The sequence below is a fragment of the Thaumasiovibrio clandestinus genome (genome assembly GCF_047250365.1).
Classification (GTDB): domain Bacteria; phylum Pseudomonadota; class Gammaproteobacteria; order Enterobacterales; family Vibrionaceae; genus Thaumasiovibrio.
The window spans coordinates 1-22,961 of record NZ_JBLBVL010000026.1 but is presented as its reverse complement, the minus strand read 5'-3'; the positions used below and the strand labels follow the sequence as shown (position 1 = coordinate 22,961).

The following is a 22,961-nucleotide window of genomic DNA, read 5'->3' as shown; positions in this document are numbered from 1 at the left end:
GAGGACGATGCTGGAAACAATAAAACGAACAACAGCAGAGCGGCAAGTTGGCTTCAAAGCGGCCGGTGGAGTAAAAACAGCGCAAGAGGCGCAACAGTACTTGGCCATGACAGATGAAATCATGGGAAGTGATTGGGTATCACCCGCTAACTTTCGATTTGGTGCATCGTCTTTACTGAGCAATTTGCTTGCGGCATTGAGGGATGAGGCGAATATCTTAGAAGGAGGTTACTAATGCCGAAGCGTGCAATAGTGTTGGTGTTAGACTCTTTTGGTGTTGGGGCGACAGAGGATGCGGCTAAATTTGGTGATGTGGGCGCGAACACCTTAGGGCATATTGCCGCTTATTGTAATAACAATACATCGACCAAGACGTTGAGGTTGCCAAACCTGACGGCCATGGGTTTAAGTGAAGTGCTAAAATCAGCCTCGTCTTCGACGTTCCCATTAGAAGATCATGCACTACTCGAAGCGGCTACTTTCGGATATGCATCACCATTATCATCGGGTAAAGATACCACCAGTGGGCATTGGGAGATGATGGGTCTCCCTGTGACTTTTCAGTGGGGACTATTTGAGGGCAAAACTAATAGTTTTCCTGAAGAATTGCTATCTAATATTTATAAGAAAGCTGGTATCACAGGTTCTCTTGGTAATTGTCATGCATCAGGAACCCAGATCCTCGAAGACTTTGGGCAGATGCATATTGATACTGGTTTGCCTATATTCTACACATCAGCAGATTCTGTGTTTCAGGTTGCTGCTCATGAGGAGCATTTTGGCTTAGAACGGTTAATCGCACTATGTCAGCTTATTCGAGAAGAATTGGATGGTTATAATATTGGACGGGTTATTGCGAGGCCGTTTCTTGGTTGCGAGGGTAATTTTTCAAGAACAAAGAATCGAAAAGATCTGTCTGTCTCTCCCCATGATCTGACCCTATTAAATCGCCTGCATAATGGCAATACAGCAAAGGTTATTGGTATTGGGAAAATTTCTGACATTTTTGCTGGTTCAGGTATTGATGAGAGTGTGAAAGCGTCAGGGATCCCAGAGCTATTCGATGTAACTGTGCAGCAAATAAAAACGGTTAACGAAGATGCTTTAATTTTTACTAACTTCGTTGATTTTGATTCAGAATATGGGCATCGCCGAAACGTCGAAGGCTATGCAAAAGCTTTGGAGTACTTTGACTCAAGGTTACCTGAATTGCTCGATATCCTAGGCGATGACGATATTTTAGTCATTACGGCAGATCACGGCTGCGATCCCACTTGGGAAGGTTCTGACCATACAAGAGAGTTTGTTCCAATTCTCGCGTTAGGACGTAACCTAAAAAAAGGAGATATCGGGAAAAGGCATAGCTTTGCGGATATAGGGCAAACACTCTCACAACATTTTGGGTTGGCGTCAGGTCAGCATGGTGCGTCATTTATGACTGAGTTATAACTCTATTTATATTAACCCAAACGTAAACAAAGAAGGATTGAACATGATTATTGATTTGATTGGCTATATAGCTTCATTTTTTATTGCGCTTTCATTTTTTATGAAGGACATGAATAAACTAAGAGTATATGGTCTTATCGCTAGTGTTGCATTTTTAATCTACGGTATTCTATTGCAAGCAAACCCACTTATCGTAACGAATCTGTTTTGTTCATTATTTAATGCCTATCATTTATTAAAGACGTACAGATCAAAAAACAGCCCTGTACCATCAGTATAATTAAATAATTCTAGTATAAGAAAGCCTTTTGTTCTTAAACAAAGAGGCGTAGTATGTAATCCAATAATTAAGGTAAATGTAATGAAAAAGTTAGCTATATCTGTAGCTTTAGGTCTTGGTATTATTAGCGCCAATGTTATGGCAGAAGTCAAAGAATTTACGATTTTCCATACAAATGATATTGAAAGTGTTTATGACCCAGTAGATGCATTTTGGCTAGAGGATATTGAGCAAATTGGTGGAATGGCTCATCTTTCTGCATTGATCAATGAAGAAAGAAATAAAGTCGATACGTCATTTTTGTTTGATGCAGGTGACATTTTTACAGGCTCCCTGTCGAAAGCGACATTAGGCGCGCTTCCTTTTGATATCTATGCAGCAATGGGTTATGACACAATTGCGCTAGGTAACCACGAATTTGAATATGGTTGGGAAGCGCTTTTGGATGTAATGTATCGAGCTAATTTCCCAACACTATGCGCAAACATTTACTATAAAGACACTGATATTAATTTTGCACGACCGTTTACCATTATTGAGCGTGATGGTGTACGAGTTGGCGTTGTTGGTGTAATGGGTGTTAGTGCGTTTAAGAGCGCAGTCATGCCTTCTCATGTTGAAGAGCTAGAAATTAGAGATTCAATTGAAGTAGCGCAAAAGTATGTTGACTTGATCCGTGATGACGTTGATGTCATGGTTGTTCTTACGCATCAAAACAATACCGCACCGATGCAAACTGATAAAGAAGTCGATCCTGAAGTCCAACGTGGATATGACGAAGATTGGAAAATGGCAGGGGCAATGACTGGTGTCGATTTGATTATCGGTGGCCACTCAGATAATGGGCTTATTGAACCTGTGCAGCACCCAGATACTGATACTTGGGTGGCGATGACGTTTGGCCAGGGTATGCATTTAGGTAAAATTAATGCTCAATTTGATACCGGTAAAAAAGAATTTACCTTGCTTGAAGGCAAGCTGATTCATGTAGATTCAGCAAATATTACACCAAATCAGCATGTAGCGGATGTGATTGATAAAGCGAGAAGTCAGTTCCCTGAGTTTAGCGAAGTTGTCGGCTCCATTGATAGTACGGCATATCGTCGTTACTATCGTGAGTCTAATATCGGAAACCTAATTACCGATATTATGCGTGAGCGTACAGGTGCTGATATTGCAGTTCATAACTCAGGTTCTATTCGATATGATGTTGGCGCTGGTGACGTAAGTTTTGGTCGTCTAATGGATGTTTTACCATTCAAATCAAAATTGTCTACCGTTGAGCTAACAGGCAAAGAAGTTCAAGAGCTATTGGAATATAGTTACGAGTTAAACAGAGGCTTTGCCCAGATGTCAGGTATTGAAACTGTGTATGACTCGCGTAAACCAGTAAATAGTCGTTTAATCAGCGCAACTGTTAATGGTGTAGAATTGAATGAATCTCAAGTATACAAAGTCGCTGCTACATCTTTCATTACAGCTGGCGGTGATGGATACACAGTGTTGAAAAATGGTCAGAACAAACAAGTAGATGATGCACTGATCAACGAAGTGGTCATCGATTACTTCAAGAACAATGATAGTGTCAATGTTCCATCTGTAGGCCGTCAAATTGATGTTGCGCGAAATTAAGCAGCAAAGCTAAAAATATTAGTTTAACGCTCGCGCAAGACTCTAAACCCGAGTGCTATTAATGCACTCGGATTTATTACATTTATCAAGCGGCAAGTATGAATTTTGACCAATTTTTTTGATTCTTAGAGTAATTCGTGCAAGTAACATTAACTTGAAAGAGAAAATCATCTTGAGCCTTATAAATTTTCTAGTACAAGAGATTGATACTGAGCAACTTTAGCAAGCTCCGCTGTTTTGTTTGGATATTTAGTTTGTAATAAGCACAAGGCATCAGCAAGCGTGATTTGATGTAAGTTTAACGTGTGCTCATATATTAAATTGTTTATTCGTTTAACAAATATTTCCTTGTTGGCTTCTGTCTCGCAACGATCCCAAATGGATAAATCAATATTGTCTTCTGGATCTGTTAGCGGGCTATTTGCTTGCGAGTATAGATTTGAAAGCATAGCTTCATATTGAGGGGCCGATAATTGTTCCTTGCAACGTAATAACCAAGCTAGAGTAATAAGATTATGTCCAAAGAAGCCAAATTGTGTAAGACAAGAAGCCAATACGTCTGTAACTGCTACTTTCTCTTTGTTACCATTGGCTTTATTAACATCTGAGAATGTGGACGTAACAAACTCTGTAAAACGATTGAGGAATGCAGGAACCTGCTTTGTACTTAGCTGCTGATACACCAAATTCAGAGCAAGCAATATTGTTACATTGTGGGACAAGTATTCATTATTCAACGAAGCTTCATTGGCAAAGTGAACAAAAATGTCCTGAAAGCCTTTGTTTTGGTGCCACTGCGAAGTCGCTTGATATGATGCTGGATAAACACCACGTCGCAACATTTGGTGAATACGAAACTCCTGTAACGGTGGTGCCTGTACCGCTTCATTATACGCCGGTAAAACATGAATAGAATCGTTCGCTATCAACTCGGCGGTATGTGAACGTAATTCACTATCATTTCCCAAGTAATCGATGAGGTAACTTGCTGACAGGTACGCCTTCAAAGCATGGGGCTGATGAATTATCGCACCGCTATACAATGCTTGCTCTAGCAATTCTTGATTGGTCATATCTCACTCCATGAAACTAAAATATGATAGATAGGTCACGTGGGCCATTTTTGAACTAGTACATCTTAGCGTAGAGAATTTTTGGCAAGCGGTTACGAATCAGGTTTAAAGCGTCTGTGAGCTTTTTGTGTGAATGAGCTTACTATTTCGGTAGTAATATCTGCTAAAGAACGCCCACTTGTCTGAATTTTTATAAATTGTTCGAAGTACGGGTTGCTTTGTTTTTCCAGCTCCTCCATAAGCTTTAGCTTATCATTAGCTTTTTCGAATCTAGGTCGATATGTTTCACCATTGGCAGCATTAAGTCGATTAACAATATCAGTAAGAGCTGCTTGTAGGCAGTAAACTTCACCATTCTCTTGCATCAAGTCTATGTTTTTCTGATTTAGCATAAAGCGACCACCTGTTGAGATAACTAAGTTATTTTGCTTGCTTAAATCGAGAGCCACTTTACTTTCAGTAAGTCGAAATATTTCATCGCCATTAGGTAAGTTAAGAATATCAGAAGCAGGTCCATAATTGCTTACCAGGTATTCATCTGTATCAATGAAGCTTCGGTTCAGTTTTCTGGCAACTAACCTTCCCAGTGTTGTTTTCCCAGAGCCCATTAGCCCAGTTATGACTATATTTTTACGTTCCAATTTCGTACCTACTCATGAATAAAACTTAACATTATTTACTAGTAAGAGGCTCCATTAATCCTAGCTCCCGATTCGACGTATGACCCCTTCATGCTTAAGCTATAACATGTAAACTAGTGCTTTTGTGACGTAGCACTGATAATAAAACTTACACAAAAATTAAACCAGATAATGTGATGAAAAAACTCTGACAAATTTAGGGAACAAATGCTCTTGCTTACACGCTATTGAGCAATTACTTACAAGCAGCCAGCTAATTATTTCTATTACTAGTAACACCTGTTTGTGAAGTGGGCTCACTCTTGCTGATTATCTCTTGTAACATTTGATATGCGCTCTCTTTAACTGTGTCAGCTGCACTTAAGATATCAGCATGAGATCGACTTAGATAAATATCTGGCTCAATCCCCAACCCTACGAAATCCTCACCATTAGGATATGTATCGCGCTTCGCACAAACCCTGAAGCGTCCACCACCAGGGAGCTCGCCAAAAATAGGTTGGCCCGTACTACCTCGTGTTCTTTCACCGATAGTTGTAACATTCGTCATTGAGTTAGTATAAATCAAGAAGTCTTCTGCTGCTGAGGCGGTATTCCTGCCAATTAATATGACAAGAGGCAAGTGAAGACTTCCTTTTTCTTTGGGCACAATTGAATCGCTTGAACCTTCCACCCAAGCGTTATCTGAAGCGTAAGACTGATACTCCGGCAATACTGCGCCCCAGGCCCTATATGCGGACACATGCTCGCGAGTATGCCATTTGGGACCAATAAGTTCACAATCAGTAAGGTATGATAGTATCTCTGCGCCGACTTGAGTATCGCCACCTCCATTGAATCTCAAATCAATTACCAAAGCTGACTTGCTGCTCAATTCTGGGATAAGTGATTCAAACTCGCCAACTATACATGGGTCATCAAAACTATTTAGTGAAATATATGCAACGTCGTCACCCAGTAGCTCATAATTCAGCGTGCAGTTACTCACGGGCTTGAGCTTTAACGACTTATACTTTCCGTTGAAACCCCGACCAATGCGTTTGAGAGACTGTTGTCCATGAGACCCATTTGGAGCAATAAAATCAATACTAACAGTAGAGTTATGTCGACCACTCAAAGCGACCGATATCGCTGAGTCGAGTTGCGTACGTTGCGAAGAAGCGGCGATGTAAGGAACAACATTCTCTCGTAAGTAATTAGTTATTTCAATTCCATCAATTTTTGTTAATACAGAGCCAAGAGGAATCAAATGGGCGAACTCTTCAGCTACAGATATCACGATAGCCAGACCGCCGTTTTCTTCTAACTCAATACAGGGCCAATCAAAATATTGAGCCTCTAGCTCGACAGGTAGGTAAATATTAGTATGTCCATCTTTCAGTAATGCACAAAACTCCATCAGCAATTTGTAGTATTGAAAAGTAGATTGCGGCTTTATTGCTTTGGTCAAATATTCCAAATATACCTTGTCGAAATCCAAATCTGGTACTTGGTGGAAGAACGCGAAATTATAGCTTACTTCTTTCCAAAAAAGGGACAGTCCGAAGAGTCTATCCTCAACAGATAGCTCGTCTTCCAATGAGATACTACCATGCATACTGATCGCTTCCTTTCATCATTCTCTCGATGACTAAATTCAGGTTAGTGGCTTAAGGTAAGCTAAGTCAAATACTTAATCGATGAAGTAGCTCAAAGAAGCGAAATGTCCGTTCGAAGCGTGCTGGCTCAGGTTGTCGGCATACTACCGACTTTTTTTCTTCACCCAAATGGCTTAAACAGCATTGCGCGATACTTACCAACTATCTGAAAATATTCATTATTAGATGAACTCTCATAGCTGCTGCGGTTGTGCTGTTCATTAAGTTTTGCCTCTGACCAATTACTGCCCAAAGCCCGTAGTGAATTTATTTTAGATGCTTCTAGGTCTGTCACTGAGTTATTGGTTTTCGAGTTAACTGGTGCGGCAATGCGTTCCGTTTGTTCAAACGCTAGTTTTGTTTCAGGCACTTCTTCCTTTAGTCGTTCAGCATACTCAACCAGAACAGGGTGAGCTAATGTGAACAAAAATGCTCTAGCTGTATGTTTGTCAGTGTTACGGATAACTCGCCCAAGTATCTGACGAAAATAGAGTTCTGTTTTTACATTACTTAAATGACAGCAAACACGTAGGCGGGGGATATCTGTCCCTTCACTAATCATTCCGACACTAACGATCCAATTATCATCAGAGTGCCTGAAGCTCTCAATTGAATCTTGAGCACAGGGATCGTGATGTGTGACCAGAATTGCATCTTCATTGAGTGTCTTCGCTATTAAGTCACATATCATTTGTGCGTGTTTTATCGACTCCGCGACAATGAGGCCTGCCGCATCAGGGTGTGCCCTTTGAAGCTCACTGAGTTTATTTGATGCTGCTTTGATAACATGATTTATGACATCGTTACTTTGTAGCAGGTCGGAATATATTGATTCAGGTGACTCGAGATAATGTTGAATTCCTTTGTAGGTAGAGCTCCCGGTACCACCAATTAATTGGTCATTGTCGAAAAGTGTGAGCGTAGGGCGTCGACAGACGTTACTGTCAATGGCTTCTTGAAGGCCATACGTGTAGTCGCAGACAACTTTTCCTTTATGTGAGTAGTTAGCTAAACAAATAGGGATCGCGTCCGTGCGCCACGGCGTGCCAGTGAGTGCAAGAGTGTAGGTCGCTAGACTTTGGACATTCTTTAGGATCATTTGCCCCCATGCATTTGCACGTTCAAATGTGTCACCCGCACAATGATGGATCTCGTCCAAAACGACCAAAACCCGATAGTCGTGAAATAACTGCCAGAATGAGGAATCTAAGTTACTCATCGACTGATAGGTAAATGAGTGCCCAACAGCGCCCATCTTCCCATCAAATCGGCAATTAAGGTATGACTCGAAAGTCGACGATAGCCCGAGAGCGATGGCTCGCGAAGGGGAGAAACAGACGATTAAATCAACTTGCCCCAAGTCTAGTAGTGTCTTACTCACTGCTGCCGCCATAATCGACTTTCCTGCACCAGGCGTCGCTAGGCAAAGAAAGTGCTTTTGACCTTCTGCGTATTTTCGTAACGCTAAGCTTTTACAATTGCTTTGCCATTTTCTTAGCTTAGCCATACATCCCCAGAGTTACCTTCAAGGCTCTAATTTCGCCAACAAGCTTTGCGCTTTGCTCTTCAGCAAGAGAGCGGTGCTTCTTGAGTTCGTACGCCATATGAGGGTATTGCTGTACCAGACTTGAGTAAGTTTTTGACTCTTCTACGCAGGCAATAAAGTCATTTTTTGCTTGTTGAAGCTTGGCGACTAATGCATTGACCGGCATTTTGCTTGTTTGTTCAGTGCTTCTCTTTGGTGTTTTTCCTTTTTTAGGTAGCACCAGCGAGTCATGTGTTTGCCACGCAATAGACTTGAAGTTCTCTGACTTTTGGTAGATAGGTTTATTACCCGCCTTAGGTTGATGTTTTTCTATAAAAGATAGTTTTTGTAGTCGCAAAAGATGGCGATAGACATATTGTCGAGCTTGCTCGGTTGAAATGCTGTTGTTATAGAGCTCGATGAACTGATCTCGCAGCTCTAGTATCGTGAAATTATCCATATTTTTTGTGACTAACAGCTCGTGGAGCGTGCTGTTAATCGGAATTAGTTTGGTTTCGGGCTCTAGCATACGGATATCTCACGCTTACAGGTAAATGCGGATTATAATCCGTGGATTTGTGTGCCGCAACTACGGATAGTCTTTGTTTTTATCTGGCCTAAAAATGAAAGACTTAGCGCTGATTGTCGGTAGGAATATTCGTCATATGCGAAAAGCTAGGACTATTTCTCAAGACAAGCTAGCATTGACTTCTGATATAGATCGCAGTTATATCGGACGAATTGAGCGTGGTGAAGTGAACATCACACTCGAAAAACTTTATAAAATTGCAACCGTTCTCGAGTGTGATGCGAAAGAGCTTTTGCCCTAGCTACCTATTCGGCAGTATTTGGTCTTGCACTCGTATGAATGTCGTTCGTTTTTTACAAACTATATTACTACAGTAATGAGGATTATAATCCTCATTACTTTTTGAGTAAAGTGAGCCTTCTCGTTATTATCACTCAGTAATTATTTACCTTTTAGATAACTACCTACTCGGCAGTGAACGCAGGAGGCATTTTTATAGTGTCTCTCACAAACTGACAAACTGCCTACTCGGCAGTGAACTGATTTTGACTTGCGTTCTATCTCCCATTTTACTGACAAACTGCCTACTCGGCAGTGAACTGGAACCGTATTAAGTATAGTTTATTAAATTCAATTGTTTATGTGTGATTATCCAATTTGTCCCTTTTATTTTATATTTAAGAATGCCATTCAAAAACAATATGTTATGTTCACTAGAAAAAAGGGTTAAACTAAGGGAACTGCAAACCTCTTATCGGTTTTATTAGATAAACCATAGGACGTCACTTTGCCAGAGAGCTCTTTGGTTGCTGGCTCCATTTGTATATTTAATCTAAATTTTTGACCGTTTCCCTTACTGCTAAGTTTCAGTGTGTGGTAATGGCTAAAACTGCGTGCCGCTTGATCTTGTTGTCGGTAAGGTTGGTATACCTCTCCTCTTTCAGCTGCGCGTCTGGATAGTCTTTTGATTTTTCGTGCATCCGCCTTAGGAAAAGCATCGTCTATTGCTTGATTGCGAACGAAGTAGGCTAGTGGGGCCTCCTTGGGGACTGACGTGGGTTCAGATATGCTGAAATACCCCTTTGCGCGCATTTTTGCAAAGTATGGTTGATCAACCAGTTCGTTGAGGGTTGTGCTTTTAGTGCAAACTAAGGTCAATCTAGAGCCGACTGTATCCTCACTCCATTCAGGGAATGATGCTGCTAAGTTGTCAATACCTTTACTAGAGCAGTAGCCATGCAAAACTTTTAAGCATCGTAGCGCTAGGTACTCATTGTTTCGAGGCTCTGGTAAAAACTTAACGGTTAGGTAAAAAAGATCTGACATAGCTTTAATCTCCTTTCGACTGTAATGGGCCGCCTTTGATAAGGTTCGCAATGATGAAGTGGAGTTGATTTATTGTTTCCACTGCTAGAGGAGAATCACTATTTAGTCTCTCAATGAAATCCTCTGTTCTTTTTATCAGTGTAAAGAGGTCTAGTTCGGTGTCAGGGTGGCGGTAAGTCATTCCATTTTGGCTATCTACACCATAATGATTGATCCGTAGTGGTCTCTCTGCGTTTGGGTACCAGTCGTCGATCATTGCGATAGCAGCCCCCGTTTTGAATGTGCCAAAAATGGGACTCTCATCTCCGTCGATAGAGGTACTTTGATAGCGACGCCCTTGCCCTTTGGGTTGGTGGGTTAGTAGTTTTTGACTTGGTTTGATTGTTTTTTGAGATGGGTACACGAGTGATGCTGATACCTCTATCGAAAGGTAATCTCGCTCATTTCTCAATGCTGCAACGAACAGGTCAACTAACTTGTGCCAATTAGGGAGTTCCTTTTGCCAGCCTTTATTAAATCGTTTATACAGAAAGTCATTGGCTTCAATTGATACGCCTTTGTTTGTTGTTAGTTGAATGGTGCTTGAGTTCACTTTTTTATTGTCCCATAGCCAAGCACCGTCAATAATGTTCTGTAGATAGCGAGTTGCAATGTACTCTAGTCCGATTCGGCTATCATAAGCTTGTACAAGCCGGCGAAAATTATTAGTCACTAAGTGGTCATTACAACTTCCGGGATTCATTGCCTCGTTGGATACAGTCAAAGAGAACTGACACTCAACATGCTTTGCGCCATAGGGCACATTACAACATTCGATTTCGTGAAGATTCCCTTCCGCAAGTTTGTTTGAGTTGACATTCTTTATCTCACCAGCAGGCGTATAGGCAACATGTGCGCCCTCAAACATGCCGCGGTTACCAATAATCTGTGACCGTAATGGAGTTACAGTACCATCCGGCCAATGCACCAAGAAAATGACTGGGCTAGGGTCAAGCGAGCGTTTATAAGAGAGTTTAGTTGGCAATTTCATCTATTAATCCTCTATTGTTCGTGAGTAAAGGGCCTGACTTTGCCCAGTGGTAATGCCAGAACAGGGTATCAATGGCATGAAATCCTATAGTTTGCACCGTATTAACAATGCCAACTACGGGCTCACAGAATGCGTGTGGGTGGCCATACAGGCTATGCTTACTCGCGGCTGGTTGGCTAAGAAGGTGATAGCCAAGACAAGACACTAGCTTGTTTTCAGTGGCGAGCTTAATCAAGTCTGTTATGTTGGCTATTGGGATGGTGGGTGCTGCGGTAAGCCAAAGGCCCGGTTGGTGCTGTAACTTTCCGATGGATTGCGTGAGATTAGTTGAAACAGTGATATCTTTCTGCATGCTGTGAGGGATATGAACATGCCCCTGGCAAAGCCGAGTAGGTAACCATCGGGGTACTTCGGACAGTGGCAATGCCTCATTACAGTCGAAATTAACAAGTAAAGATAAACATAAGTCAGCTTGCCAGGAGTCCCTTAATGCCGGAGGTTTGACTTGACCATCCTTGCAGACCTTTGTTGCATGCTGGCTTAATCCTCTTCGCTCTAGGTGAAAATGATTTAAGCGCAGTGCAAAGCTGTTTAGTCTGAAATTAGGAAATTCTTGACGCACTTTCCGCTCAAAGGCATGTAGGTAGCCATAGATACCAATAATCGAAGGGATACCTATTGTATAGGGGGTGTTTTCAGCTTTTGCCTGATAGACAGGTAAATGGGGAACTACGAGATAGTTTGCCAAGCCTACAAGGTTTTTTTGCGATAGAGAGCTATCTGTTTGCAAATGCTCAAACCGCTCGTCAAAGAGCTCAATTAGCTCAGGTATATATGCTAATTGATGTAAGAGTTTTGTTCTCGATAAGCTGTCGTTGAAACTCTGCGCGAGTTGCGTATTGGTGAAGCTGTTTGCATCTTCTATTCCAGATAGCCAGTCGCTGAGCATATTGTCAATCTCTGACTTTGTTCGTTGCATCTGCCTGCTTTGAGAGTGTTTCGTGAGCAGTAATGCTCTGTGTTCGTTGTACCACTTTAGTGCATCAGACCTGGATTTTGTTAGCCAGTGACAGCCAAAAGAGTTGGATGAACTGTCACTAGGTATGCGAGGTACTGTTTTTAATATCTGTATTCTGCCTCCTGCTTTTGCAGCGAAGTAGCCAGTGTTTGTCGCTCTGTCTAAGTGATAGATAGCTGAAAGCCTATAGTTACCCTCTAAAGCGCGATGAATTCCTGATTGGAGAGATTGAGAGGGGACTGGACTTAATGTTATATAGCCATCATCCGGCTTAGGGTATGTTACCTGTTTGATATAATTAGGTGCTAGCGGAACACTAATAAGTCTGTTTGGAGGGGTGCTTAGCATTTTAAGAACTTTGTTCTGCTGCTTTGCCAGGCAGCCTAGAGATCGAATTGAGAGCCAAAGTGGGTGCTTAGAACACTGCAGTGCTGTCGCTAAGGTAGTAATTTGGCCTTCCCAACGAATATCACAGCATAGAAATACAGATTTATTTACATCCGCTGAGTTGTTGGCGTAGTGCCAATCGATCAGAGGTAGTTTTGCTGATGACAGATAACTTATGGGTAAAGCCCCTATAGGCTCAGCCCTTATCGTTCCAACTGCTCGACTATCGGGATGCTTCACGTTATGACTATGATGATATTCAACAGCTTTGAGGCAGCCTAACCACCATTTTTCGCTTTTCAGCATTTCACGGCATTTATCTCGGCATAAAAGATCAGCTTGATACCGAGTAGGTTGTGTAAGATTTATAAGTGCGACAATCGCTTGTTTGGGATTGGTAGATACCTCAAGGGCTGGGGTTGTTGGCCCAAAGTGTTTTTTAAGCGCCGCATCGATTCTTTTGGGTGGTGTATCGTTAAGCAGTGTTTGAATGTCCATTTTCACCACCTTGATACGTAACTGGAGCGATTAAATACCGGAGTCTGAAAGTCAGAGACCCAGAGACAGAAGAGGTCACCCAAGATAAATGCAGGGGCAGTGACTTTAGGGGGGGTTGATGGTTTATAAAGCTCTGAAGGGGAAAGCAAACCTTGTTCGTAGAGAGCGGCAACCTGCTCTCGAGAAGTACCAAGGAAAAGGCATATATCGAGGGCAGATACTTTTAAATTAGCGAGTTTTCCGTTTTGTTCCCATAAATGTTCATCGAGGTAAGCGATGATCTCTTTCAGTAGTAAGTTGTTTTGTAAATCCTTACTGGGGAGCAGGATAGAGTTGAAGAGATAATCCCCAAGCACATACTTTGCGGTTAGTTGATCTGACTCATTGGGTGCTAGATCAAATCTCTCTTCAATATCGCTTTCAAGTTCACGATGAAAGCTTTGCGGCCACTCTTGCCAGTAATCGTAAAACGCTACTGAAGACAACGTTGAGTTCCGGTGCAACCACCAGTGAACGAGCCCCCAACGGTAGCTTTTTCCAACGTTTGGAAGCGGCGGTATATTTTCGCCAGCTAGCCATGATGAAATCGATTGGCTTGAAGTGTCTGCCGGCAGGGGGCATAAAGTGCTGCTGCAGTTCGGGCAAGTGCTTGTTAAGCAGTGTTGTGTATAGTCAAACGTCGCGCCACAGTCTTGGCAGTTACTAACCAACGTTTGGTTGTGAATATGGCATACCTCATAGCCTTTAAAGTGCCACTGATAGCGGGCATACCCAAATTCATTAATACAAGCGGGGCAAAGTAAGGGTTGTGTTCTTAATAGAGAGCGAGGCAACACCTCATCATGTCGAATCAAAGCCGATGTATTCGGGGAAAACTTACCTTCAGCTCTGTTAATTAATAATTTTTGCAGTGATACAGGTTCGTTAAATGTAAGCTGGCTTAGTGCATGAATTAAGTGAATGCGTGATTTGCTACTCACTTTGGCGTGACAGGGGTTGAACTGATGCAGACCATCCGGGAAAGGGACGTATTTTGATGAGTCCAAGTTAGTCAAAAAGCGCTGCAATGAAGAGAGAAACTGATATGGCTTTTGATACCCATTCAGTGTACTCACGCGCACCAAGTAGCTCTCAAGTGATTCATCATTATGTGGTGCAGGACGTTTTAACAGCATTCAATCAAGCCATGTTAGTTTGAATAAATCAATACTATTCCAGTTGCATAAGCTATCGCAAGTAGTTATGAAGTAGATTTTGAGGATAGATGTATGCTTTTAATCGGTTTTTATACGTAAACTCCCATCAAAAATGATTATTGTGAGCAATGTAACTCAACTCAGGTAACTGAGTTTTATATAAATGACAATTTTTACTTTGTGGATCCAACCTAAGCAAGCCCACGATACCCGGATAAAAGAAACGTAAGTATCGTATCGCAATCATAAATCCAAATTCTGAGTTGTAAAAAATGCCTACCGCAAAGCTAGGGAACAAAAGTCCGATTCTAAAACTGCCACTGAGACCAAGTAATCCATCAGCGCTTGAAATGGCAATTTATCAATTTCAAGTCAAAGCTTATAAGCACTATCACCGAGTAACCAATCAAACTGACTCATCACCAGAAGAGCTAAAAGAGGTGAAAGAGACTATTGCGCACCTGGAGCGTGAAAGGGCGAAAATTAACGCGCATGCCATTATAGAAGAAAGGTTATTACGTGAACTTGAAGCGTATAGGGAAGAATCAGTCAGAAAATCAACAACCGAACTCAGCAATGAAAAACATCACCCTACAACTCGATTGGTAAGTAGTCTGTACGCGATCGCTGAGCCACAGCCATCCCCTACACATGCAGCGCATCACATTGTCATGGGGAACGGGAAAGTAAGAGCGATGATTGACGCTCGAATGCAAATGTTTATGTATGGCATTGGTATCAACGATTCAATTAATGGTATTTGGCTACCACGTTCGACAGCTTACAAAGGTCACTACACTACACCTAAAGCACCAACGCACTCTTGTATCCATGGTGAAAATTATCAAAGGTGGGTCGGAATTTTGGCAAACATACGTAACAATGAAAAACGTTTTAAGACTAAGCTAACTCTAATCAAGAAACAGTTGAATGATGGCACACATCCCCCCATGATCCTGAAGAAAAAAGACCCCACTTGGAAGCCTAGCTAATGAGTATCTATCAAGTTAGAAATCTAACACAATCCTACAAAGTACTTGAGCATAATCCGTATCAAAGAGCCATTGAACAGGGAGATGAAGTGTTGTTGCAGCGGTTATTTAATGAGCCTGTAAACTCTCGAGGTTTAAAAGATGTTTGGGTTGAGGAATCCGTAGAGTTTACTAGCCATTATGACACTTCAACATTGGTACCAGATGTTTCAGTTTGGGCTTCATTCTTAGTACTTAACCAAAAAGCGTATGTCTCTCTAAGATCCGCGCTTGAGTCAGACGGTGAGTTTTTACCTATCAACATTGATGGTGAACCTTTTCATGTTTTCAATGTTATGTCCTTCGGACAAGAAGATATGACGCTCACAAAGCTCGAAATCATTGATGGAGAGGAAGCCGGTTTACTTTCCCTTAAGTTTGATGAGGGTAGCGTGACCGACAAGTACGTTTTTAAATCTTTGCAAAACGGGTGTAACCAGGTCTACTGTGACGAGAAATTCAAACAACTCTGTATTGAGAGTGCTCTCCGTGGCATAGATTTTGACTTAGACCTTCTTGATGTTTTTGATTACTAACGTAATTGGGGCAGGTCAGGACAACTAAAATGTTTTTGCCCCATTTTCATTTAGAGCGGAAGCTCATTCAAGGACAGTTAATACTGCTTCACTATACATTTCCTAATGTCGCAAACGCAGAAGGTCTGCCTGTGGCAGACCTTCATTCATGGTGAACATAACGGGCGTTATGTTCAATTCAAGCAGTTTGAAATCTACTTAATCCGTATTGTTATAAGCCTTTTCCTTTACGCAATAAAGCTCTTATTTGAAGGAAGGGCGTGATCGTTTTATAAATATTCCTGATGTAATGTTAAATAGCCCATTCAGAATGACATCTCGAGCTTTACTCAAGAATTTAACAACTCGTATAGTAAGTGGCTTCTCTTCTTTGAAGTTTCTTACACCTATCGCAGAGTCGAATTTTCCACCCGTCAGCCCTGCAGGAGTAATACCGTAAGTTGGTTTTTGATGTATCCATACATTTCGCATAAAAACGTCTACAGGATAATCAAAGGTTTTACTCTTAGTGATAAATCGTTTCGCAACTTCAGGAGTGATGGCATAAGCAGTCATGCATAAAGGTGTTTTAATGTGTCTAATTAAACGTTGTCGACTGTCCAACTTTTCCACAGGGTAATTACATTCTCTTTTTTTGCTGTAGTTTTCAAGACGGATATAACCACAATCATTGATGTGCTTATGAGCATTTTCGACTGTAGCATTGAACAACTCATTATCAACAACGACGTCATCTTCGAAAATGATAATGGGTTCATTCAACTCGACGCACTTTTCCCAAGCGAGATAGTGACTACAATAGCAGCCAATTTCACCTAAAACAGCATGCCGACCGTTAAGTTTATAAAACGAATCTTCTCGGTATCTATCCATCAAAGGATGCTTAATTGATGACTTAGCGTTGACAGCCAAGAGCTTGTTTGTATCTAAGTTTTTTATTGATTTCAGCTGGTTATAAGTCCATTCATAACGTTCAATCTTACTCTCTAGAGAAATAATAAATGCCTTCATATTATCTCATTCTATGCCTATTAACGGTAGTAGTTACCACTATTATATATAATAAAAAGACCCGAATAAAAGGAAGTTCTTGCAAAGAATTTATTTATCTCAGTTTTGCTCACCAAGACGAGTATTCACATGTACAATGGATGAGGAAAATTGGCCACTCGAGTAGAGGCTATTTGCATACCTCTGGTAATCCATCAAATGCTAAATTAGCCCCCCCCGGCAATTTTCTGTCCAGAGGCTTCTCAGCGCGATCATCGCTAGCAAGGAAATGCCCCAAAACTCGTTAGATTCTTTGCTCTAGTTAGATTGATACCTGAGAAACTCCTTATCCTATCTAATCCGTGAAGGATTGTAGTGGCTGTAGTGACCTAATGTGACAAATGTCAATTTTTAGGCGAAATGCCGTCTTTTATACGCTAGCTTACACAGATAAACTGAATCTAGAGAACTGACATGTATCTTTGTCGAGCAGTCCGCAATTGTTTTTAAGGAGTTATTCTTATAGTGTCGAGTATTAATTCAGGTGACGGTGAACGTACTGCAATGCTGGGGTATGTTCCGCAGTATGAAATAGCAGCAGGCTTAATATATGAAGCTTTGCTTGATGGAAGTCTTGAATGGTTTCGAGTGGCCGATCCTGATGCGGGAAGCTTGGACGACATACTTATAGCGACTACGGGTAAGCTTGATGCGTATCAGGTGAAATGGGCGGAATACGTTGGAGCAATTAGCTATGCAGACTTTGTAAGAGATAGCTCTACAAAGCAGGGAGATGAAAAGCTTAGTCTTTTCAGGCAACTTGCTGAAGGATGGAAACACTTAAATGAAAATTACAAAGAAAGAACTGTAAAAGTTCATCTTCTTCACAAGCTAGTACCTAGCTCAAACCCTAAAGCCCAAATTCCTTTAGGCGATAAAGCCCCTCAACATGCTCACTTTCAGTCTTTCTTAAAAGAATGTTGGTTCGATAGAAGATGGTGTGAAACTGGCTTTGAAAAAGTAGCCGTATGTTGGAAAGAGGCACTGTTGGATCTACAGAAACGGTCAAATTTTAATGATGACCAATTTTTGAATTTTATTTGTTGTTGTGAGCTTGAATTCAACTATAAGCGGCCAGCTGATATCCCCATAACCAATCAGGGGCAAGCAAGAAAACAAGAGGATATTGAAAAAATATATACCCTCTTGACGAAAATGGCGGGAGGTGAGCGTCGAATTATTGAGCTGTCCAAAGATGATATGTTGGATAGGTTGGCGTGGAGTCATAGGTTTAAGCATAAGTTTGTTCACGAATTCCCTATCGATCGAACCTATCAAGAAATTGAAGAAACTGTTGGTTCTATATCTGATGTTTTGTCACAAACCAAGCAGGGCTATGTCGCATTGCTTGGAAGTCCTGGCTCGGGAAAGTCAACAACACTTACTCATACTTTAAAATATAAAGCAGGATATAAATTAGTTAGATATTACGCGTATGTTCCCGATAGCACTTACCAAGGGCGTGGTGAAGCGACAACTTTTCTTCATGACATCACCTTATCGCTAAGAAATCACGGCTTTCGTGGTGAAAGCTCTGGGCAGCCAGGCTCAAGAGAAGAATACCTATCGTTGCTAGGAGAGCAGCTTCAGCAAGCCCACGAGAAATGGAAAAATGATGGCGTAACCACCATCATCATGGTCGATGGGTTAGATCATATTCAGCGAGAGCAAAACCCTCTACAGAGTTTGTTGTCAGACTTGCCTCCCCCTAATACCGTGCCAGATGGGGTGATATTTGTTCTAGGTAGTCAAACGCTGGAGTTGAACGATCTTTCTGACACGATAAAGGAGCATGTCAGCCATGAAAGTCGAACCATTGTTATATCTCCTCTAACTCGGACAAATGTCTATGCAGCCATAAACGAATGGTCAGGTTGTTCCGAACTAACAGATGATAATAAGAAGAAAATTTTCGAAAAGTCATTGGGGCACCCACTATCTTTGGTTTATTTGATGCAATTCATTACTGGCTGTTCGGGTAGGGATTATGATGACGCTATTGATGAGTATCCTCCTTACCAAGGACATATTGAGCAAAGCTACTCAGTTTATTGGCGGCAAATAGAGAACAATCAGAACCTTGTTGACTTGCTTGCGTTATTGTCAAGATTGAGAGTGCCAATAAATACTCAAGTGCTTGATAAATGGTCTGATCATTCAACTATTCGCGCGTTTATATCAAGTGCCTCCCACTATTTTAAAAAGGATAGTGATATAAGTTGGCGTTTTTTCCATAACAGTTTTCGGCAGTTTATTTTAGATAAAACGAGCCGAAACCTATTTGGTAATTTTGATGATTCAAAGAATATTGGATATCACAAAGTATTAGCTGAACACTGTATTCAATTGTCTGATGATAATGATCCAATGCGATGGGAGGCGGTTTACCATCTTTTTAATGCTCGGCAGGTGGAAGCTGTAATTGATACAGGGACTCAAGGTTACTTTAGAGAGCAGTTCTTTAATCTTCGGAATACTTCGAGTGTAACAGATGATATCGACGCTGTTCTATTGTCGGCGAAGGAGCTGAATGATCCACTTGCCGTAGTGAGATGTATCTTAATTGAGTGCGAGCTTAGAGAGCGAAGAGATGTTCTTAATGAAGTAGATGTACTTAATCTCTTATTTTCATCGGAGGGGGTAAGTTCAGCGCTTAGCTATATATTCGATGGGGAGCAGCTAAGGGTAAGTGATTCCGAAGCGCTCAAATTTTCTAAAGTTCTTGCTGAGAATAAATTCTTTAATGAAGCTAAAAGGCTCTTTGAATCTGCTGAGCCGCTAAGTTACTTGTCGGGTGGTGACGCTGTTGAACCGCATCATGGTGGAGCTGAAGATTTAGAACGATGGGCTGATGTGGCTCATTATTTCATGCCGCTAGGCAACCTTGTCTCGACGATACATCAAACGAAGTATGAAGATGATGTGAGAGCATGGAGTGGAAATGATGAAGATCTGCATGCTCGTTTAATGAGACGGTTGGTCAATGGTGTTTATGAATCAAAGGATGAAGGAAAAATTGGTGAGCTTTTCTCTTTCTTGTCAGAAAAAAAGGAGCATTTTGATAGTCTTATAAATTTATGTTTCTCAATATGTATTAACCAATATCCATCGGCTTTGATAGACACCGCATTTGAGGCAGTTATTGACTGGTCTGAAAATGATGACTTGGATTTTTCAGAAAAGCTGTTGGTTGCTGAACTGGATTACAGAGCAAATGGGAGTGTAGAAAGAACTAAAGAATGGTTTGAAGATTTAGAACAACCAAAACTTTATAAACATGGCGTTCATGGCCAATGGAAGAACTTAAGTCCATTCGCAGATAGAGTTCGCCTTAATAGACTACGCGCAGCGCTGGGTCAAGGTGTTGATCCTGTTAAGGTGGTCCCAAAAGAAAGTGAAGAAAAGCATACAGGAAACGTCTTATTTGAACGTGCTTTAGTTAGGTTTTCAAGTATTTGGGGACGAGGCTGGGCTGGAGAGAAGCTGTTACCAAGTTTTATTGTTCAAGAGATAAAACCATCATTTGAATTGTTACGAAAGCCTTATGACCAAACAAGAGGTTGGATTGGATGGTATGAGTTCGAATCAGCCGCTGTAGATTACTTTAACTTCGCAATAAGGGCTACTGCTCAACACGGACATGATTGTATTTTGGCTTTAGCCGATGCTTTTAGAAAAGATTGGGATAGACGGTATTGGCCGACTAACTGGCGCAGAGAAATCGCGTTCACTTTGTATGAGAACGGGTATGGCAGGGATGGTTTAGTTGACGTACTAGATCAAATCGAAAAAGAGATACCAGATTTTGACGAAATCCACTCCAGAATATCTGAGTACTATGAACTTTCTATAATGTGGTCAAAGATTGGTGAGCCTGATCGAGCAACTAGCATATTACCAAAAATCTTCATGGGTTCTTTTGGAATATATCATAGGAAAGACAGGCAATTTTCCCATTGGGTGTCGTGGTTAGGTAAGTTGATCAGTCAATATCCTGATTTAGCATACGATGAAATATGTCGATTTTCTTTGGCGTTAGTAAATTTGGAACAGTCAGGAAGTGGTCGTGGCACGCAGGAAGCTGGACTTGATCTCATCACTATTACCACTCGTTGGAATCCAGGATATGGCTTAAAGCTCCTGAGGTGGTTATTCGACCATAAAGGACTTAATTATGCTCCGGGCCTAACAGGGTTGCTTTCTGGAATGCTTGATGGCTCTAGCCCGTCATTTAAAGAAATATCGGTGATGGCGAGAAAGCTACTGATTCCTTTCGAAGAGTACAATCCTTCTGAACTGCCTAAAAAATTAGTGTTTCATTGCTGCCAATCTTCTAATGATGGCGCGACGGATGAGGTAGAAGAACTTATTACATCTATCAATACACATTTATTACCTTCAAATCGATACTCGTGGTTAGAAGGGGTAGCGCTTGGCGTCAGGGAAGCGGGATTGGACAATAGTTTTTATGCATCAATGGCAATTTCTACTCCCCAAGAAAAGCATGTTTCTCATGCCCCCTCTCTGACATTAGATTCCGGGGAAAAACTTACAGATGAAGAGGCTCAGCTGAAAGTAAATTCTTCTGAAAGCCTTTTTCAGCTTCTTCGATCTTTGGAATTCGTCGATTACTTTCGCTGGATGAACTTAATTCAACCATTTTTAAAAGGTATGAGTGTCCCTCAATTAGAGGAACTCTATAAGCTATTAAAGCCATTTAAGCCTGATAATAATGTTGTTTGTTGCATTGCTAGCGCATTGTCTTCACATGGTGAAGTGGATAAAGCGAATAGTTTATTTGAAGGTTTATTCGATAACTCGGATGCTAAAGGTTGGGATGTGCATTGGGATGGGGGTTCTAGGCAGTCGATATTTAGAGCCCTGGTTGAAATTGATGGTAAACAATGGCGATCTAAAGCGCTTGCTTGTTTAATTGATGATTATATTGCTGAATATAGGTATCCAAGTAGTTTAATTTGGAACTTAAAAGAAATTGTCGATATTCTCTTTGAGGATAAAGATGTCCTGCCGGTTTGGAAGGAAATCAAAGAACATGCATACCAGCTAGACGCTTTTGAACAAGGTGCAGAGAAACCACCGACACTGTTAAATGACATTGGCGATAAGGAAGATGTCAGTTTACTCATTGAGTTTGCATTCGATATGCTTGATGTCGCCATTCCTGAATTAGGGAGTATGGCTCACCAAGCAATCGTTGAGTTCTCTAAAGTTGAAGATAATTGGCCTGAAATTCGCAATCGAATGGTTGATAGAATAGATAAAATTGGGCTATCACAGATAAAAATGATGTCTTTGCTAAGTAGCTTGGCGAATGATTTCAAGAGATTTGTTCTTCAGTTTGAAGGTGAAATATCTTCACTTTGTGCGTCGGAAGACTTTAGTGTGAGGATGATTGCCTTGGATTTGTCTAGCAGATTAGAAATCGAAGGTAGGCTACCTCCGGATGAGCGATCAAAGTTACCTTTGATATACGAAATGGAGTTACCAGAAATAAGTAATAAAAAGGAAGCTATTCCTTTTTCAGCTATCCGTCCAGGGGAAACATTTCCTGATGTTGATGATCCGATTGAGCTACTTAGACCTTTGATGACTGAAGCGAAGCTTGTGGCTGATATGTCAAACGTACCATTTGAGAATTTAGCCTACAGAGTTTCAGAGTTTATGAAAACTTTGATTCCAGAGAATGAATGGAATAAGCAGGCTGAGGAAATTTATAGAAGCTGGATGGAAGGCGTTGGGCTCAAGCTAACCTATCATAGGCTGAGACCAAAAGTGGCAAAGATTGCACTCTCTTATGTGGTATGCGAGTTGTTGGATGCAGGGCGAATACCTCCTCAAGGAATTGATCTTCTGCGAGATATCTTCAAACGTAGTGATGAATTGTTATTGGCGCTTGAGCCCGGTATTAGACCTGAGTGTATTTTTGTACCGAAGGCAAAAGATCGAGAGATATCTTATAAGCACGATGAATGGTTGGGAGATATTGAACAAGGTATTACACAATTTGTTGAGTGCATCGACAATGAAACACAAATTATTGGTGAACTTACGACCTGGAGCTGGTTAGATTGGGATTTACCGACGGAGGTTCGTATGTCTACA

17 protein-coding genes and 1 pseudogene are annotated in these 22,961 nt (G+C 41.2%); 8 read left to right on the top strand and 10 right to left on the bottom strand.

The features are described 5' to 3' along the window. The 4 genes and pseudogenes from ACKLNH_RS19765 to ACKLNH_RS19750 all read left to right on the top strand — a co-directional run. Positions 1-235, top strand: a pseudogene (locus ACKLNH_RS19765) (deoxyribose-phosphate aldolase); the annotation flags it as partial. Further along, the gene (locus ACKLNH_RS19760; RefSeq protein ID WP_413113988.1) at positions 235-1,449 is read left to right on the top strand and encodes a phosphopentomutase; all 1,215 of its coding nucleotides are present in this window, start codon (positions 235-237) and stop codon (positions 1,447-1,449) included. The pseudogene ACKLNH_RS19765 and the gene ACKLNH_RS19760, both read left to right, overlap by 1 nt. 43 nt (positions 1,450-1,492) lie before the next feature. Continuing rightward, on the top strand, positions 1,493-1,729 hold the full coding sequence (locus ACKLNH_RS19755; protein ID WP_413113987.1) for a YgjV family protein: 237 nt from the start codon (positions 1,493-1,495) through the stop codon (positions 1,727-1,729). Between the two features lie 81 nt (positions 1,730-1,810). Continuing rightward, positions 1,811-3,361: a bifunctional metallophosphatase/5'-nucleotidase gene (locus ACKLNH_RS19750; protein ID WP_413113986.1), complete on the top strand. Its 1,551-nt coding sequence runs from the start codon at positions 1,811-1,813 to the stop codon at positions 3,359-3,361. 179 nt (positions 3,362-3,540) lie between these two features. On the opposite strand, the gene ACKLNH_RS19745 is transcribed toward ACKLNH_RS19750, so the two are convergent. From ACKLNH_RS19745 to ACKLNH_RS19725, 5 genes are all read right to left on the bottom strand, one after another. Further along, entirely contained in the window at positions 3,541-4,434 is an 894-nt protein-coding gene (locus tag ACKLNH_RS19745; protein WP_413113985.1) for a hypothetical protein, read from the bottom strand. Positions 4,435-4,526: 92 nt separating this feature from the next. After that, positions 4,527-5,075 carry a shikimate kinase gene (locus ACKLNH_RS19740; RefSeq protein ID WP_413113984.1) on the bottom strand — a complete coding sequence of 183 codons (549 nt, stop codon included), beginning with the start codon at positions 5,073-5,075 and terminating at the stop codon, positions 4,527-4,529. A gap of 253 nt (positions 5,076-5,328) precedes the next feature. Continuing rightward, positions 5,329-6,672 (bottom strand): S41 family peptidase, encoded by a 1,344-nt coding sequence (locus ACKLNH_RS19735; RefSeq protein ID WP_413113983.1) that lies wholly within the window; start codon positions 6,670-6,672, stop codon positions 5,329-5,331. A 161-nt stretch (positions 6,673-6,833) separates the two neighbouring features. Continuing rightward, complete coding sequence (locus ACKLNH_RS19730) at positions 6,834-8,219, bottom strand: DEAD/DEAH box helicase (protein ID WP_413113982.1); 1,386 nt, start codon at positions 8,217-8,219, stop codon at positions 6,834-6,836. Next, positions 8,212-8,766 (bottom strand): hypothetical protein, encoded by a 555-nt coding sequence (locus tag ACKLNH_RS19725; protein WP_413113981.1) that lies wholly within the window; start codon positions 8,764-8,766, stop codon positions 8,212-8,214. The genes ACKLNH_RS19730 and ACKLNH_RS19725 overlap by 8 nt, the downstream gene beginning before the upstream one ends. A gap of 94 nt (positions 8,767-8,860) precedes the next feature. Between ACKLNH_RS19725 and ACKLNH_RS19720 the strand changes: the two genes are divergently transcribed. Beyond that, a complete protein-coding gene (locus tag ACKLNH_RS19720; RefSeq protein ID WP_413113980.1) occupies positions 8,861-9,067 on the top strand; it encodes a helix-turn-helix domain-containing protein in 207 nt (68 codons plus the stop codon). Between the two features lie 425 nt (positions 9,068-9,492). Here ACKLNH_RS19720 and cas6f read toward each other — a convergent pair whose 3' ends face one another. The 4 genes from cas6f to ACKLNH_RS19700 are packed head-to-tail and all read right to left on the bottom strand — an operon-like array spanning position 9,493 to position 14,200. After that, a complete protein-coding gene (cas6f, locus tag ACKLNH_RS19715) occupies positions 9,493-10,092 on the bottom strand; it encodes a type I-F CRISPR-associated endoribonuclease Cas6/Csy4 (protein WP_413113979.1) in 600 nt (199 codons plus the stop codon). Positions 10,093-10,096: 4 nt separating this feature from the next. Continuing rightward, positions 10,097-11,122, bottom strand: coding sequence for a type I-F CRISPR-associated protein Csy3 (csy3, locus tag ACKLNH_RS19710; protein WP_413113978.1), 1,026 nt, complete (start codon positions 11,120-11,122; stop codon positions 10,097-10,099). Next, complete coding sequence (locus ACKLNH_RS19705) at positions 11,106-13,025, bottom strand: type I-F CRISPR-associated protein Csy2 (RefSeq protein WP_413113977.1); 1,920 nt, start codon at positions 13,023-13,025, stop codon at positions 11,106-11,108. Before ACKLNH_RS19705 ends, csy3 begins: the two co-directional genes overlap by 17 nt. Positions 13,026-13,027: 2 nt before the next feature. Further along, on the bottom strand, positions 13,028-14,200 hold the full coding sequence (locus tag ACKLNH_RS19700) for a TniQ family protein (protein WP_413113976.1): 1,173 nt from the start codon (positions 14,198-14,200) through the stop codon (positions 13,028-13,030). A 293-nt stretch (positions 14,201-14,493) separates the two neighbouring features. On the opposite strand from ACKLNH_RS19700, the gene ACKLNH_RS19695 reads away from it, so the two are divergent. Together ACKLNH_RS19695 and ACKLNH_RS19690 are read left to right on the top strand one after the other, a co-directional pair. After that, entirely contained in the window at positions 14,494-15,213 is a 720-nt protein-coding gene (locus tag ACKLNH_RS19695; protein WP_413113975.1) for an AHH domain-containing protein, read from the top strand. Continuing rightward, positions 15,213-15,788 (top strand): hypothetical protein, encoded by a 576-nt coding sequence (locus tag ACKLNH_RS19690; RefSeq protein ID WP_413113974.1) that lies wholly within the window; start codon positions 15,213-15,215, stop codon positions 15,786-15,788. The genes ACKLNH_RS19695 and ACKLNH_RS19690 overlap by 1 nt, the downstream gene beginning before the upstream one ends. A 243-nt stretch (positions 15,789-16,031) precedes the next feature. Here ACKLNH_RS19690 and ACKLNH_RS19685 read toward each other — a convergent pair whose 3' ends face one another. Then, complete coding sequence (locus tag ACKLNH_RS19685) at positions 16,032-16,799, bottom strand: glycosyltransferase family 25 protein (protein ID WP_413113973.1); 768 nt, start codon at positions 16,797-16,799, stop codon at positions 16,032-16,034. 504 nt (positions 16,800-17,303) lie between these two features. On the opposite strand from ACKLNH_RS19685, the gene ACKLNH_RS19680 reads away from it, so the two are divergent. Next, on the top strand, positions 17,304-22,961 hold a 5,658-nt coding region (locus ACKLNH_RS19680), incomplete at its 3' end, for an NACHT domain-containing protein (RefSeq protein ID WP_413113972.1).

Excerpts from the sequence above, each read along its gene's own strand:
- cas6f (WP_413113979.1), bottom strand. The coding sequence starts at position 10,092 with ATGTCAGATCTTTTTTACCTAACCGTTAAGTTTTTACCAGAGCCTCGA.
- ACKLNH_RS19725 (WP_413113981.1), bottom strand. The coding sequence starts at position 8,766 with ATGCTAGAGCCCGAAACCAAACTAATTCCGATTAACAGCACGCTCCAC.
- ACKLNH_RS19760 (WP_413113988.1), top strand. The coding sequence starts at position 235 with ATGCCGAAGCGTGCAATAGTGTTGGTGTTAGACTCTTTTGGTGTTGGG.
- ACKLNH_RS19685 (WP_413113973.1), bottom strand. The coding sequence starts at position 16,799 with ATGAAGGCATTTATTATTTCTCTAGAGAGTAAGATTGAACGTTATGAA.
- ACKLNH_RS19690 (WP_413113974.1), top strand. The coding sequence starts at position 15,213 with ATGAGTATCTATCAAGTTAGAAATCTAACACAATCCTACAAAGTACTT.
- ACKLNH_RS19720 (WP_413113980.1), top strand. The coding sequence starts at position 8,861 with ATGAAAGACTTAGCGCTGATTGTCGGTAGGAATATTCGTCATATGCGA.
- ACKLNH_RS19745 (WP_413113985.1), bottom strand. The coding sequence starts at position 4,434 with ATGACCAATCAAGAATTGCTAGAGCAAGCATTGTATAGCGGTGCGATA.
- ACKLNH_RS19755 (WP_413113987.1), top strand. The coding sequence starts at position 1,493 with ATGATTATTGATTTGATTGGCTATATAGCTTCATTTTTTATTGCGCTT.
- ACKLNH_RS19700 (WP_413113976.1), bottom strand. The coding sequence starts at position 14,200 with ATGCTGTTAAAACGTCCTGCACCACATAATGATGAATCACTTGAGAGC.
- ACKLNH_RS19730 (WP_413113982.1), bottom strand. The coding sequence starts at position 8,219 with ATGGCTAAGCTAAGAAAATGGCAAAGCAATTGTAAAAGCTTAGCGTTA.
- ACKLNH_RS19705 (WP_413113977.1), bottom strand. The coding sequence starts at position 13,025 with ATGGACATTCAAACACTGCTTAACGATACACCACCCAAAAGAATCGAT.
- csy3 (WP_413113978.1), bottom strand. The coding sequence starts at position 11,122 with ATGAAATTGCCAACTAAACTCTCTTATAAACGCTCGCTTGACCCTAGC.
- ACKLNH_RS19750 (WP_413113986.1), top strand. The coding sequence starts at position 1,811 with ATGAAAAAGTTAGCTATATCTGTAGCTTTAGGTCTTGGTATTATTAGC.
- ACKLNH_RS19695 (WP_413113975.1), top strand. The coding sequence starts at position 14,494 with ATGCCTACCGCAAAGCTAGGGAACAAAAGTCCGATTCTAAAACTGCCA.
- ACKLNH_RS19735 (WP_413113983.1), bottom strand. The coding sequence starts at position 6,672 with ATGCATGGTAGTATCTCATTGGAAGACGAGCTATCTGTTGAGGATAGA.